General features: G+C 44.7%; 10 protein-coding genes and 1 riboswitch. Of the genes, 6 read left to right on the forward strand and 4 right to left on the reverse strand.

The window, feature by feature from the left end; all coding sequences use genetic code 11:
* Positions 1-153: 153 nt before the first annotated feature.
* Positions 154-232, forward strand: a riboswitch (ZMP/ZTP riboswitch).
* Positions 233-301: 69 nt separating this feature from the next.
* The 5 genes from BMY11_RS27900 to BMY11_RS27935 all read left to right on the forward strand — a co-directional run bounded on the left by BMY11_RS27900 (position 302) and on the right by BMY11_RS27935 (position 6642).
* On the forward strand, positions 302-883 hold the full coding sequence (locus tag BMY11_RS27900; protein ID WP_090583698.1) for a DJ-1/PfpI family protein: 582 nt from the start codon (positions 302-304) through the stop codon (positions 881-883).
* Between the two features lie 689 nt (positions 884-1572).
* Entirely contained in the window at positions 1573-1863 is a 291-nt protein-coding gene (locus tag BMY11_RS27910) for a hypothetical protein (RefSeq protein WP_090583674.1), read from the forward strand.
* Between the two features lie 1477 nt (positions 1864-3340).
* The gene (locus tag BMY11_RS27925) at positions 3341-4693 is read left to right on the forward strand and encodes a TrkH family potassium uptake protein (protein WP_090583680.1); all 1353 of its coding nucleotides are present in this window, start codon (positions 3341-3343) and stop codon (positions 4691-4693) included.
* 14 nt (positions 4694-4707) lie between these two features.
* Positions 4708-5370, forward strand: a complete 663-nt coding sequence (locus BMY11_RS27930) for a potassium channel family protein (protein ID WP_090583683.1) — start codon at positions 4708-4710, stop codon at positions 5368-5370.
* Positions 5371-5373: 3 nt separating this feature from the next.
* On the forward strand, positions 5374-6642 hold the full coding sequence (locus BMY11_RS27935) for a cation:proton antiporter (protein ID WP_090583685.1): 1269 nt from the start codon (positions 5374-5376) through the stop codon (positions 6640-6642).
* A 167-nt stretch (positions 6643-6809) separates the two neighbouring features.
* Here BMY11_RS27935 and BMY11_RS27940 read toward each other — a convergent pair whose 3' ends face one another.
* The 4 genes from BMY11_RS27940 to mprF form a co-directional block, all read right to left on the reverse strand.
* Positions 6810-7223 carry a chromate resistance protein ChrB domain-containing protein gene (locus BMY11_RS27940; protein ID WP_090583687.1) on the reverse strand — a complete coding sequence of 138 codons (414 nt, stop codon included), beginning with the start codon at positions 7221-7223 and terminating at the stop codon, positions 6810-6812.
* Entirely contained in the window at positions 7223-7654 is a 432-nt protein-coding gene (locus BMY11_RS27945) for a Chromate resistance protein ChrB (protein WP_090583689.1), read from the reverse strand. Before BMY11_RS27945 ends, BMY11_RS27940 begins: the two co-directional genes overlap by 1 nt.
* Before the next feature lie 16 nt (positions 7655-7670).
* The gene (locus BMY11_RS27950) at positions 7671-8789 is read right to left on the reverse strand and encodes a chromate transporter (protein ID WP_371262960.1); all 1119 of its coding nucleotides are present in this window, start codon (positions 8787-8789) and stop codon (positions 7671-7673) included.
* 194 nt (positions 8790-8983) lie between these two features.
* The gene (gene mprF / locus BMY11_RS27955; RefSeq protein WP_090583693.1) at positions 8984-11650 is read right to left on the reverse strand and encodes a bifunctional lysylphosphatidylglycerol flippase/synthetase MprF; all 2667 of its coding nucleotides are present in this window, start codon (positions 11648-11650) and stop codon (positions 8984-8986) included.
* A gap of 152 nt (positions 11651-11802) precedes the next feature.
* Here mprF and BMY11_RS27960 point away from each other — a divergent pair, with 152 nt between their 5' ends.
* Positions 11803-14910 (forward strand): efflux RND transporter permease subunit, encoded by a 3108-nt coding sequence (locus BMY11_RS27960; RefSeq protein ID WP_090583696.1) that lies wholly within the window; start codon positions 11803-11805, stop codon positions 14908-14910.
* The last annotated feature ends 104 nt before the right edge of the window (positions 14911-15014 follow it).

The following is a 15014-nucleotide window of genomic DNA, read 5'->3' on the forward strand; positions in this document are numbered from 1 at the left end:
GTTCCATCTGGATGTTATCTGTGAAGAAGAACACTTGGTCAAAATCTAAGAAAACGAGAGCATTTAAGAGAAAAGCGATTCTCCATAGAGGGAGTATAACGGAATAAAACCCTTGATTAAGTTAGATTCTGCGAAGATAATTAAGTAAATATATAAGGTATATGTGACTGGCGTAACGTGGATTACCACGAGGAAGCACATATTGGATATGCCGTACGCCTGGGCAGAGGTAAGGGTTTTTAACCCTTACCTCTGTGTGTTTATATCATATCTGCGCATCATGAAAAAGGAGGGCATTGAGTTGAAAATTGCATTTATTTTGTTCAATGGAGTTACTTTTTTGGATTTCGTAGGATTTTACGATGTAATAACACGATTAAAATATTTTGAAGGTACAAAGGATGTTACTTGGGATATTTGTGGTATGCAGGAAGAAGTTACGGATGAGTTAGGCATGACAATCAAAATGAACAAAATAAAACCCGACTTATCAGTATATGATATCGTATTTGTTCCTGGAGGTCTGGGAACAAGGCAATTGCGGTTTAATCAGGAATTTGTTATTTGGCTAAAAGGAGCTTTAAATGCTCGATACATTGTCTCCGTATGCACAGGGTCATTGTTACTCGGGGCAGCAGGTTATTTGCAAAATGCGAAAGCTACAACGCACCCGTTTACATACGAACTATTAGAGCCATATGCGGGAGAAGTTGCCCATTCAAGGATTGTCCATGATGGAAAAGTCATAACAGCTGGTGGTGTCGCAACATCCATAGATTTGGGCTTATATCTTATCGGCCTATTCATAAGTCAAAGCGAAGTAGATAACATAAAGAAGCAAATGGATTATCCATATTGTGCTACTAAAATCTTAGTTGTTTAAAGTCGTTTAACGGACGCGATAGCAGTAAATATTCATATGTATGTGAAATATTATTGATTCTAAAAATGTGATTTTGTAAGGACTTTAAAGATTGGAGAAGCAGAATGACAAATTACTTTCATAAGCATATTGAAAATATTTTATTTCTTTCTCCGCTAATATTTTTGACCGCATCATTATGGCTTTTCGACAAAACAATTAAGAATAAAAATCATCTAAAAACAATCCGTTTAATCTGTGTAATCTGTGTAATCATTGTGGTTATTTCTTTTTTTCTAATTTATTCTAGGAGAGAATTTTATGTTTATAAGAATGGCGGATATCAAAAAGTAATAAGTGATCTGTTGGAGATGACTTTCTTTATCTATGTTATTAAATATGCTAAGGAAATTGAAAGTACATTTAATAATACAATAAAGAGATTGTTTAAATGGAATAAATTATAAATGAGACCTTAAATGGGAGTTTAAATGTGAAGCTTAATCAAGGCAATACTGGGTAAACCAACATCTCTGAACTAACGGGTACGAGAGTTAAATAGATTACATCATCAAGCTGCAGTGAGAACAAGGGGTAACCACAGATGAAACAGTAGATTAGGGCTGGAAGCACATATATTAGCAACTGGATGAATACAATTACCTAAGCCGTGATTAACCATTTCTATTCAAATCAGGAGGTTGATCGAATTGCTGAAAGCAGTGGATGTCAACTTGGAAGCGGGCGAAATGGTGCTGAAACTGGAAAAGGATATTTCCCCCAAAAAGATAGAATACAGCAAGCTTGAGCGGCTGGAAGTGGTGAAGGAGCCGGTGAGAAGACTACTCAGGACCGTTGAGGTAAAGGTTATCAAGCTTCACGTCAGAGGCTGGGAGGAAACAGTCTTCATTTCCAGTAACAAGGTTGGAGATTATGATTACATCGAGCAATATTTAATGAAGATTGCCGAGAAATACGCGATAGCCGTCGATCATCAATAGTTTCAAAGTTCGTACAGAGCAGATCACAACAGTGATCTGCTTTTTCGTTGAAGTAACGGCCAGGCTAGTGTCCAAGGACACAAAACAAGGGACATTAATGGTTGAACAAAAGCTTGAGAAATCAAGCTTTTTTATTTTTATGTCGCAATTCTTATGTCGTAGTAAAAAGCACAAATGTAGGGACATTGTACTCTAACGACACAATTCTTAAGACATTGCCACAGTATTAAAACTTGGTCGCGTCGGTTGACTAAAACCAGCTAGACACATAGATGGTCTAGAAGGCATTAAGGAAGCAGTGAGGCATGAAATGTCTGGTGAAAAGAACATTATTTCATTAATTCAGGTGTGCAATGACCATATACAATGCACGGAAAAAAATGTCTGTTTTCCGAAGAGCCATGCACATAAATATGGGCATATAACATGTGGAAATTGAGTTTATTTGGAAGTGAATTAAAGTATCACACTTTAATTAATGTTAATCAACAATTTCGCCCAACAGAATTTTTTTTCAGTGATCGGACATTCGTACAGAGAACAATTATATAAACTTTATAACAGTATTCAAAAGTTATTCCTACAAGATATTTGGTCCATTCGAGAACAAGAAATTAATAAAATACTTCAATGGGTCATTTCGAGCACAGCAGCCAACTATTATCTGCCAGGCTTTTACAACTGGTTGAAGTCATCCAAGTATCTACAGTATAAAGAATCGTTATCACTTTCTGAAAAGAAGCAGATCTCACAACTAGAAATTCCAATCACAATTTTTGAGAGCCAATTGACTCCACCTTATAAGTTAAGAGTAAGTTTGCGAACCAAAACACTTAATAATCCAATAGATATATGAATCGACCTGGAAGGGCATCTTTAAAAAGATGAAGATAAGACAATGTAGAACGAGAGCTATTGAATTTAAAACATTATTTTGGTACCAAGTCAACATGATGGCTTGTGGAAGTATAAATGGATGATGCCCCGGATAAAAAGACTAGCAATAAACGGCTTAGTTGTAAAAGATTCAACTCGTCATGGACATGATGCGGAACAACGCGCAAAACATACCGGTGAGGGGGAACAAAATCACCATTCAACATTAACCCCTTACCAAAGAGTGCAGTTCGATGCACATCGTAGAGACGAAAGTTTGCTGTTAAAGTGTGGCGATATGAAGATTTATGGAATTGGAACGAGTTACAATATACCGACGAAAAGCATGCAAATCTTAGGGGAGAAATTAGGAAAGGCTTTGTGCGAGAAATCGACCTCGTGATCATAACAGAGACCGTGCTTGAATCATATTTTATTGCCTAATGTAGCCCGCGGAAAATACGGGCAGTGAACCATACACATACCTATATGATTGTAACGTATTTCTATTTTATATAGGGGAATCATACTGTTTGCAGGAAAAGGTTACACCACCAATCCAATGAGACTGTTAATTCCTTAGAAAGAGGTGTCGATAGGCATGTTATCATTTTTCCGAGTATCCCACTGGCCGCCTCCACGCGTATTGGCATTCGGCTTTGCACTGATCATCTTACTTGGGGGCTTTTTACTAGCTCTGCCATTTTCATCCATCGAAGGATCGACGACTCCTTTTATCGATGCCGTTTTCACGGCCACATCAGCGACTTGCGTGACGGGACTTGTAACGGTAGACAGCGGCAGCCATTGGTCTTTAGCGGGACAGATTATCATTATCTGTCTGATTCAAGTTGGCGGGCTTGGATTCATGACAATGTCGACCTTAATTGCAATCTTACTTCGTAAAAGGATTTCGCTTAAGGAAAGGCTAATTCTCCAGGAAGCGTTGAATCAAACGAACATCGAAGGCATCGTCAGGCTGATTCGCAAAGTACTATTGTATTCAATATCGATTGAGTTAGCGGGAGCGACACTGTTTGCAATTCGATGGTCGTTCGAAATGCCGCTTGGAAAGGCGATATACTTCGGAGCATGGCATGCTATTTCGATGTTCAATAATGCGGGCTTTGACCTTTTCGGCTCTTTTGGGGTTCCTTTCGTCAGTTTTATGGGCTACGTAAACGATCCGATCGTTAATCTTGTGACAAATCTGCTGATTATTCTCGGAGGAATCGGGTTTATCGTAATGTCTGACATAATGGACTACCGCATACATAAGAGGCTTTCCCTTCATTCCAAAGTCGTTTTGTCCATGACGGGAATTCTGCTCGCGATAGGGACGATAGTTATTTTCATACTTGAATATACAAACATGAAAACACTGGGTGAATTAAGCTGGCCAGGAAAAATAATGGCTTCTCTCTTCCAGTCAATAGCGCCGCGAACAGCAGGTCCGAATACGATTGATTTGGCAGCACTGCGCCAAGCCACTCAGTTTTTCATCATTTTGCTGATGTTTATCGGAGCTTCTCCGGGATCGACAGGCGGCGGAATAAAGACGACGACATTTGCAACGTTGATTGGTGCGGTAGCAGCTATGATCCGGGGAAAAGACGATATCGTCATGTTTAAGATGCGGTTGGCCCGTGAGCGGATCTTTAAAGCGTTGACGATTACGATGCTTTCATTGGCGCTTGTCATTGTCGTTACGATGCTGCTTGCGACGACAGAGGATCATCCTTTCATCATGATTTTGTTCGAGACGACATCGGCTTTCGGAACGGTTGGACTTTCACTCGGACTAACGCCTCAGCTGACAACGATCGGAAAAGTATTCATTTGTCTGACGATGTTTGCGGGACGGCTTGGTCCGCTGACTTTAGCATACGCGCTAGGACCGCGTACTGAAAAGGAATTATATCGCTATCCGGAAGGTAAAATTACAATCGGTTAGGGAGGAGATATTAGATGAAGAAAGAACAGTTCGTAGTCGTCGGATTGGGACGATTTGGCTCAAGTCTGGCGAAACAGCTCATAACGCTAGGTTACGAAGTGCTTGGTATAGATAAGGATGATGAGGCCGTTCAAGACATGAGCCAAGTATTGACCCAAGCAGTCGTGGGGGACTGTACGGACGAAGAAATGCTGCGATCCCTCGGCGTTCGCAACCTTGATTGCGGTATCGTTGCGATAGGCGATGATATTCAGGCCAGCATTATGAGCGCGATTTTGCTAAAAGACATCGGAATCAAAAAAGTCGTAGCCAAGGCTTTAACAGAACTGCATGGGCGTGTGCTGAAGAAAGTAGGAGTTGACCAGGTCGTTTATCCGGAGCGTGATATGGGGGTTCGAATCGCGAATCAACTGGTATCGCCGAACCTCCTTGATTATATCGAACTGTCAGAGGACTATACCATTGCCGAAATGGCTGTTCCTAAACGCTTAAGCGGTAAATCGCTACGCGAAATCAATCTGCGCGCCAAATATGGATGCAGCGTCGTAGCGATCAATAAGTCTAAAGGCATCGTAATTGCGCCATCCGCAACGGATGTGCTGTCAGAGAAAGATGTCATTGTGGTCATTGGAACAAATGGACAAATCGAAGAATTCGAAAAAGAGGTCGTCCGCTGACGCATGGAATCCAATACAACAGAGTTGATTCATCACTTGTTTTTTTTGATCCTTTTGATCGTGGCTGCCGGTATGATCGCAGGGGTTATCGCTTACAGGATCAAATTGCCGGATGTTGTGTTGTTTATTGGGGCAGGTATGCTGCTTGGACAAGGACTTCACTGGATTAACGAATCCAGTAATTCGATTACCAATCAGCTGATACTTGTCGCGGGGTCAACGATTATCTTGTTTGACGGCGGTCGCAATATTAAGCTGCAAGGCCTGAAGAAGGTAGGCTGGACGGTTGCTTTACTGAGTGTTCCAGGAGTTCTGATCACTGTAGCTATCGCAGGTGCAGCGATACACTTGCTATTTGGCATCGATTGGTTATACGCATTGCTAGCTGCTGCCGTAATTGCCTCAACGGATCCTGCTTCAATCATACCGGTCTTTCGGCAAGTGAGGATTCGGGAGCGTGTTCGTGAAACGGTCGAAAGCGAGTCAGCGTTCAACGATGCGACCGGCTCGATTGTCACTTTTGCATTGCTTGCAGCCGCTACGGGTGAAACTGTACTTAAAGTCGGTACGATTACCTGGGATTTTGCTCGTACAGCTGTAGGAGGTATCGTACTTGGATTGATAGTCGGATTTATCATCAGCTTTTTGGTTGCGCATGCGAGTATAGGTATTTTTCGGGATTACACAACGATTGCTATGATGGTTACTGCACTAAGCGCCTATCTTATCGGAGATTTAATTCATGTCAGTGGTTTTATGGCAACATTCGTTTCAGGGCTTATATGGGGTAATTCTTCGGATTTTGGCCTTCATATGAAAGAAAAAAATCAGGAAATGATCCATTTCTCCGATAATATCACCGTTATTATGCGAATGCTTATCTTCGTACTGCTTGGCAGTCAAGTCGATTTCAATCTGCTTGTCAATTATTGGTGGCAAAGCCTACTAGTCGTTCTTACGTTAATGCTTATTGCACGACCTGCGACCGTTTTTGCTTCAGCCATTCCAGACCGAAAATCACTATGGTCACTGCGTGAAATGTTATTCATGGTTTGGGTACGAGAGACTGGGGTAATACCGGCAGCGTTATCGGGCATGCTTACTGGAATGGGTGTCGCTCATTCAGATGTAATCGCATCGGTTACTTTCATGGCGATTATGCTGACCATTTTACTCCAGGCGAGTACAACCGCTTGGATGGCTCGGAAGCTCGGCGTGGAGGAAAATCACATGTTACACGATCTAACACAAAAGAGTAAGCCTAACGGTTAAATAACCGAGGTAAGAAGGCTGTCCTGTTCGTCGGTGCAGTCTTCTTGTATGGCATTCCGATTCGCTTGCACCTCGAACGCTATCCTATTCCGGCCAAAAGAGCTCCAACTTTGGAGAGCGGCATCCACGAAAATTGCTGCTGATTCGGAGCAGTAGTAGAGAGGGAACTAAGGACGTTCCAAAAAGGAATATAAAGCCTGATAAATTTCAAATCCTCGGTTCAATGCTTCATGGTCATCCTTACTTGTAAGTCTTATCCCCGAACAAATGGCATCTAGTCCAGCAGCGATCGGTTCCAATGTAATTTCCTGAAGAGTATCTGCCTCGTCAACAATTCGGGCAATATGATGCAGGACCGGATCTTTGAGTTGGAACTCTTTCACAATAGTGTGGAAACTACAATGCCCTCGGTGGTGGCTGTATCGTACGCCAGGAATATCGAACGGTTCCTCGTTTGCAGGGATTTGAGATGACCCGCTTGGAATGAAGGTGAATTCAGCTTCCGTATCAATAAACCGTTTAATAAGCCAAGCGCATGCAATTCTGTCTACGCCTACATTTTCCCATGTGGTCCATTTCATTAATCCGGCCTCCCGCGTAGTTTCAGAAACAAATCTCGAACCTGCAAACCTAACGCAGATTCAAAATAGTCTTTTTGCAGCGTATGCTGGTACTTTCGTGCTTCTGCGTGCAGATCGGCATTTAGTTGCTGCAAGGATTCAAGAATGCATTTATATTCCTCTTCCACTTGCTGTCGAAACTGATCTATTAGCGACTGTTCTTGTCCAATAAGAGCAGAATCGGCTTCCCACACCATAGCATCACCGTTCATTTCAGAAATCTCGGCTGCCAGCCATTGAAAATGTTCTTTGCTCTTTTTCCTTGAAGGGAGTACCCAAATTGAATCATGTACGAGCACGGCTCCAAACTTCTTTAATTTCCGCCAGATGTATACTCTGTTAGCCGAAGGCTTAGGCGGGATCTTGTACGTTAGGAGAATCCAGGTCTTCATCTTACACCTCGATTTATTAATGGACGATCGGATAAACGATCAAACCCAAAACGGCGGCGCCGATCACGATAATGTGTTCGGAAACTTTTTTTACTTTCCATAGCAAAAGCAATGTCACGACGGAGAATAGCAGCGTAGGAATATCGATAATGGATCGCTTGCCCAGCACGATAACTGCTCCCGTGATTGCACCTGTTGCCGCTGCCGTAACGCCGGTCACAAACGTTGCAATACCAGGCCTTTTGCCGTATTTCTTGAATAAGGGCGCAGGAATGATCGTCAGTAAAAAAGCTGGTAAAAAGGTAGCTGCCGCCGCAACAGAAGCTCCTGAAAACCCGGAAACCAAATAGCCGATGAAACCTGTTGTGATGACGACGGGGCCAGGCGTAATCATGGCCACTGCGACAGCATCCAGGAATTGCTGATCCGTCAGCCAGTGATGTTCTTTCACAACACCCGAGAATAGGAAGGGGACGATGGCAAGACCGCTGCCAAATACGAATGCTCCGGCTTTTGCAAAGAATAGCGCGATCGTCCATAATGAAGCCGGTTTGCTGGTTACAGTTGCAGCTTCAACCGCTTGTCGAACAGGCTCAACAAATCCAGCAGATGCGATGTGTCCGTTATTCATCCATTTTGGACGTGATTTCACAACCCAATACAAGATGCCGGCCCCTAGAAACATAAAAACCGCCTCAGATTCGGTCCAAACTGTATAAGCGGCCACGAAAACAAAGATTGCCCAAAGCCATCGATCGTTACCATTCGTTTTCTTGGTTAACTTAAATGCACTAAACGATACAATACCTATGACGCTGGAACCCACTGCATAAAATACTGCCTGCATCCACGTCAAACCGCCATATAAAGTATAAGCCCACCCGAGTAAAACAACCATCACAAAAGAAGGCAAAACAAAAGCTAAACCGACCATGGTTGAGCCGATAATTCCATATTGGACATAACCCAGATAAAAACCTAGTTGTGCAGCCAGCGGACCTGGGGCAAGCTGAGCTAGAGCAAGCCCGTCCTTGTAATCTGAATCGGATATCCAGTTGCGTTTCTCGACCAAATCACGATACATGTATCCTACTAAAGCTACGGGGCCACCAAATCCAATAGATCCTAATTTCAAAAAATAAATAACAAGCTGCCAAAGTGAATAAGCCTTTGCGTCATCATAACTTTTGATAATTCCTGATTTGACATATCTTTAGCCGAGGAGGGAGATTTCTTCAATATGATTTCAACGTGTTGCTTGCAGCAAGAGTCATTACAACCCGATTTCCCTTTAGGGAATAACAAAAAGCCCGCTGAATTAGCGGACTTTTACTCAGCCGGTCGCGTGCGGCCTTTTTTGGGCCGGCGTGCAATGAGCCGAACCAGCTCCAACAATAGTATCGGCAACGATACAGAGCGCGGATACGCAAGATAACGCGGCTCCCAGTCCGGATAGAATTTTTCTTTGTATTTCCGAAGTCCTTTAAATCCATACCAATAACCACCATGCTTAAAGACAAAATGAGCAAGCTTTTCTTCCCGTATGGCCGCCTGAGCTTGACCAACGCTTGAGAGCGGAGCCATACCCAAATTAAAGGTTTCATACCCCTCAGTTTTAGCCCACTCCAACAGACAGACGAATAACTGATCCATCGTTCCGTTCGGCGTATTCGGAAGATGCCGCATGAGGTCGACAGATATACTTCTGCCATCGTCATAGCTAGGTGCCAGCGTTGCGAAAGCGATAATCTCACCTTCGGGATCGATCAAGCGAGCTATTGGAGATAGCTGCAAGTAGGACTTGTCGAACCAACCAAGCGAAAAGCTTTTCTCTTTTTTTCCATGTAGCCATTTCTGTGAGATAGGGCGGAGCTTCTCCAGTAATTGATTGTCGTGGGGCGGCTTTGACACTTCGAAATGGAATCCTTCACGGTCAAATCTGTTTTTGACGGTTCGTAAGTTGGTCATTCGTTTTCCGCTTAAGGTAAATGAATCTAATGGAACCAATGCCTCCTCACCCAATTTGAAGAAACGATATCCGTTTTCATGATAAATCGGAAGATAACTCGGAGAAACCTGATAAAAGACAACCGATAAATCATACAGATCCGCAAAACGCTGACATTCCTGGATGGCTTCACTAATCCTTTCTTTCGGTCCAATGGGGTCGCCGAGGACGACGAGTTTATTTCTAATCATGGAATAAGGAATCAAGACGCGTTCGTTGCTCGCCCAGAAGAAGTTCTTGTCGCCGGCAAATAATACGTGCGTCAATAAGTTGCCTTGTTCGTGTTCCAGGAATAAACGCAATTTCTCTTGTTCTTCTACTGAGGTTCCCTGTTTCACCATGCGACTTGGCCGAAGCAGCAGGATGAGCGCAAGTAATAACCATGTGAACACAATTCCGGTGATCGCTACAAGTCCGTTCAGCTTTGGGTTAATTATCCATGTTAATTTAGCTTCCGAAGTCGAAGGATTCAGCAGAGCAGGGTGGATTCCCGTTACAATGAGATCGTAGACATAGCCGAGTACAAGCGTAAGTCCCCCCCACATAGCTGCCCTATCCCTACTGAAACTTGCGGATATTCTGTAAAACCGATCCCGAGATATCCAAAGTAACAAGGCTACAATAAGCAAGAATAAGGCTTCTTCAATATCAAATGCCTTGCTGAATGTAAATACGGCACCTGCACACAGAAGGAAGAGCGTCAATTGGTACGCACGTTTTACCCGATGAGAGATCCCCCAGGAAAGTACGATCAGAAAGAGGCCGATGATGACGCTAAAGTGATGAGACAATTTCATTAACGGTGCGGATAACAGCTCATCTGAAATATGCAACCGATATAACAGGCCGGGCAGAGCTGCAGAGAGCAGCAGCACGAATCCGCTTGCGAAGACTAGTTTACCAAGCGACCATACGCCGAGTTCTCCGACCAATTTGAACTGGTTCGGCAAATGCCAAATTCTTTGCCAGCTATTCAAGCCGTTCTCGAAATTCTCGTCATCCGGATCTATCGTTTTGTCGCGAACCATGGCGACGTCAGATGCGGCGATAACAAGACCGATCAACCAGGGAAACAAATAATACAGCAAACGGAACAGAACGAGGACGGCAGTTGTCTTGTCAGCAGGGTAACCCAGTTGTTGCAGCCCCAGCAGTGCCGTCAGGTCGAAGCCGCCTATCCCCCCCGGAGCCATCGTGAGCAGTCCAGTAATCGCCGACACTGTATAGATCCCAAGAGCATCTGCCAGCGTAAGTCCGGGGAGCAGGCAGGTGCCGATGAGCCAGAAGCAGATACCTGCGCAGACCCACTCCAGTAAGGACGCGCCGATCGAGGCCGCGATTGTAGATCCTTTCATCCGCGGTAGATTGCGATTCAGCCATTTTGCATAGAACGAGGTACGCTGCAGAAATACGTATCCAGGCAAATACAAAGCGGTTGCCCATACCGCAATTAACATCCAAGGGTGGACATTTACTATCGTATGTATCGGTAAAATACCGAAAATACCTGCCCATGAGAGTATGGAGAGGCCGGTAATCGTAATAGTGGAGAGGAAAGCGATCGAAGCCGTAATCGTCTGCATCGGAATCTTGCGCTTCCGGTAGAAGAAGGTCCGGAAAGCCGCGCCTGCGATTCCGGAGAAACCGATTACGCTATTCGACGTATTTGCGACCCACGCATAACAGAATGTATCCCAGAGGCTGATGGGGATTTTGAAATGACGCCGAAGCACAAAGTCATAAACACTAACCGCAGCAACCGCGATCAGTGCAGTCCCGAATAGATAGAGCACGGTCGCCGGCTTCATATGGTGAAGCGTGTGAAGAGTACCTGTCCAATCCATTCGTTGGAATTCGTTTTTACCTTCCCAGTAAATAAACGCAATCACCGCTGCCGGGATCAGGATCTGCAGGAGCTTATAACGGTGAAGAACCGTGAATACTTGGCCGATCTTAGTGCGGTGCAGCACTTCTTGAAGACGTTTCATTCGTAATTCAGAACTCCCTTAAATAAACTAAATCTATATATGGCTGCCAGGCAACTCAAGTTAGTATTCCCAAATTTTATTTTTTGTAACGATGAACAATCGAGCCCAAAACGAAGTCTTTCCCTATATAGACAGGAGAGGAGACTTCAATCATGAAACGGATTATCGAATCAGTGATGCAAAGATCGACCATTATTTTAGTTTGCGTTGTACTCATATTAGGATGGGGGGCAGTCTCGGCCTTACAAATGCAGAGGGACTACCTGCCGGGCATCAATAACACCACCTTAATGGTGTCTTTACGTGCTTCTTCTTACCAAGCAGATCAAGTAAAGAAAGATATTACGGCACCACTCGAGGATGCAATACGCAAGACCAATGGAATAACCAACCTTGAGACAACCTCGTACGATGGCGGGGTCTTGATGAATATTTACTACCCCATGGATTACGATATGAACAAAGCGGAAAACGCGCTTAAACAAGCATTAAATGATGCGGTATTGCCTGATGGGGTCAACAAACCTGCAGTAACCCGATTAACATCAAGCACATTCCCAATCTTGAGTTACAGCCTAACGGCCAATAATAACAAAGTAGACGATTTAACGCTGCAATCCAAATTGCAAACAGACATCGTCAAGCAATTGAAGTCCGTACCCGGCGTGTCAGATGTCCAAACCGTCGGCGGAGCAAACCGAGGCTATGTCGTCGTCCTGCGAATGAAAGATCTCGTGGCGAATAACTTGACGTTGGACGATTTCAATAAATCTATTACTGCAGATGTGCCAAGCCTGCAAGGAAGCATTGCCAATGTTAAAGCTTCGTTCCCGATTCGAGTAGAAGGATGGGATCTCACGGAACAGCAGCTGAACAATCTTTCGATAAAGAACAAAGACGGCAACAGCATCCCATTGTCGGCCGTTGCTTCGGTATCTCAATCCTTAACCGATGTGAAAACCGTCTCAAGAACGAATGGCAAAGCAAGCGTGATGATCAATGTAATCAAGACACCAACGGCAACAATCACGGATGTAGCAAAACATGTGAAAGAACGCGTAGCTGGCATTTCGGTCGTTCAAAGCGGCGATGTCGCCATGACGCTTCAAACCGACCGTGCGCAAGATCTGAACGGTTCGTTAATGGGTCTGGTTCGTGAAGGCTTATTGGGCTGCCTGTTCTCCATGCTCTGCGTATTGTTCTTCTTTAGAAATGTACGCTCTACACTATTGATTGCAATTACACTCCCTATTTCGCTGCTTGCTACGACAGCGATCTTGAAATCAATGGGGGTTACACTGAACATCTTGACCGTATCCGGACTTATTGTCGCCATGGGACGAATCGTCGACGATGCGATCGTGATTTTGGACAACATGTATAGACGCGTTCAAGAAAACAAAGACAAGCCGGTGTTGAGCGTATTGTCTTCTTCGGTGGTCGAGATGCTTCCGGCCATCTTCGCTTCTACCGCAACCACGGTAGCCGTATATGTACCGATTGCATTAGTCGGCGGCATTATCGGCGCGTCTTATTCTGGCTTTGCTTGGTCCGTTGTTATCGCACTAGGAGTTTCATTCCTTGTCGCGATGCTAGTGATACCTGCGTTCGCATTTATGGGCTGGAAAGAACCCAAGTCGGAAGCAGTCACGCTCGAACCGCTCATGAAGCCGCTTCTTCAATCCGCGTTGAAGCATAAGAAAACTGTGATCAGCATCTCGCTGCTTCTGTTCATTGCCGCTGGTATATTCGCATCGCAGCTGCCGTTCAGCCTGCTGCCAAGTACGGCAAGTGGCCAGGTCGCCGTCAAAGTGGAACTTCCGAAAGGAACGCCATTGTCCGAAGTCGACAAAGAAGTCAAGACTGTGGAGAGCGTCTTGCATAACAATGCTAAGATCGCTTCCTATTCCTCTACGTTCGGATCGACCTTTACGCCAACGGCAGACGACGTCTTTGACCAAGGCGGAGGGTTCATTCAACAGCCGAACGTGGCGAATCTGTCCATTCAGTTGAAAAACAAAAAGGATGTCACGGCTGTCATTCCGGCTTTGCAGGCCGATTTGAATCAAGTGGCCAATAACGCTGCGATTACGGTAACGAATCAGAACATCGCTGGCGATGATTCCACGATCAATATCATGTTAACCGGCGCCGATCAAACTACGCTGGAAAACACGGCTCAGCAAGTTCGCACGAAGCTGGTTACCATTCAAGGTCTGAGCGTTACAGGGAAAACGGATCTGACGAACGGGATACCTAAATATGCGTTCACGATTGATAAAGATAAGGCGTTGCAGGCTGGAATAAAACCTGACGACATCAATAAATTGTTGGCACGTTACATGTCCAAAGCGAAAGACTTTGACATTTCAACGTCCGCAGGCACGATTCCCGTCGACGTGTATATCGATGCTGTTAAGAAAGGCGTTGTGACCGATCATACAATACCCGTGTATACGCCCGAACAAGTATTGGCTTCGATGGCAGCCGAGAGTGTAACCGGAAGTAACGGGCAGAATTATCGTGTGGACCAATTCGTTTCGATTCAGAAAAGCGACGCGGTGTCTTCTATTCAAGAACGCGATGGTCAACCTTTCTCCGTCGTGCAAGTTCAGATCACCTCAAGCGACATGAGCAAAGTGTCAAAAGAAGTCACTCAGTCCTTGAAAGACATGAAGCTCCCGAACGGAGTCACCTATTCACTTGGCGGCATTACCCAACAAGTGACGCAAATGATCATTGAAATTACGATCGCAGTCATCATTTCCATTCTGCTTGTGTTGCTCATAACCAGCTTTGTTTTCAAAGGTTGGAAAGCGCCGCTAGCTGTATTGATCAGCATTCCGCTTGCTTTGTCAGGTGTCGTACTCGCCTTGTACGCCATTCATGGCCAATGGAATCTCGCCGCATTCATCGGCGTATTGATGCTTACGGGAATCGTGGTAACGAACGGAATCGTCCTGATCGATAAAATCGAACGAAATCGCAAAGAAGGCATGGGACTTCGAGATGCCGTTATGCAAGGCAGCCTTTCCAGGGTTCGTCCGATATTCATGACTGCGGGCACGACCGTTCTGACTTTAATCCCGCTGGCGTTATCGCATAGCTCGGATACCGTCATTTCGCAAGTGCTTGGTATTGTGGTCATTGGCGGCATGATCACGTCCACGCTCAACAGCTTTGTCGTGATTCCGATTATTTACGAATGGATGCAGGGCAAGGCTGTGCGAAACGCGGATGCAGTAAACCGGATGAACTGATTATTTTGAGTTAAAACTACAGGAAGAGGAGGGGTATCCGTGTGGGATTGGACGACATGGCTCGAACAGTATGGATATGGACTAATTGGTTTGGCTGTATTCCT

This window comes from Paenibacillus sp. OV219 (assembly GCF_900110075.1).
Lineage (GTDB): Bacteria > Bacillota > Bacilli > Paenibacillales > Paenibacillaceae > Paenibacillus_Z.

Coding starts and splice junctions, on each gene's coding strand:
- BMY11_RS27930 (WP_090583683.1), top strand. CDS start 4,708: ATGAAGAAAGAACAGTTCGTAGTCGTCGGATTGGGACGATTTGGCTCA.
- mprF (WP_090583693.1), bottom strand. CDS start 11,650: ATGAAACGTCTTCAAGAAGTGCTGCACCGCACTAAGATCGGCCAAGTA.
- BMY11_RS27940 (WP_090583687.1), bottom strand. CDS start 7,223: ATGAAATGGACCACATGGGAAAATGTAGGCGTAGACAGAATTGCATGC.
- BMY11_RS27935 (WP_090583685.1), top strand. CDS start 5,374: ATGGAATCCAATACAACAGAGTTGATTCATCACTTGTTTTTTTTGATC.
- BMY11_RS27960 (WP_090583696.1), top strand. CDS start 11,803: ATGAAACGGATTATCGAATCAGTGATGCAAAGATCGACCATTATTTTA.
- BMY11_RS27925 (WP_090583680.1), top strand. CDS start 3,341: ATGTTATCATTTTTCCGAGTATCCCACTGGCCGCCTCCACGCGTATTG.
- BMY11_RS27945 (WP_090583689.1), bottom strand. CDS start 7,654: ATGAAGACCTGGATTCTCCTAACGTACAAGATCCCGCCTAAGCCTTCG.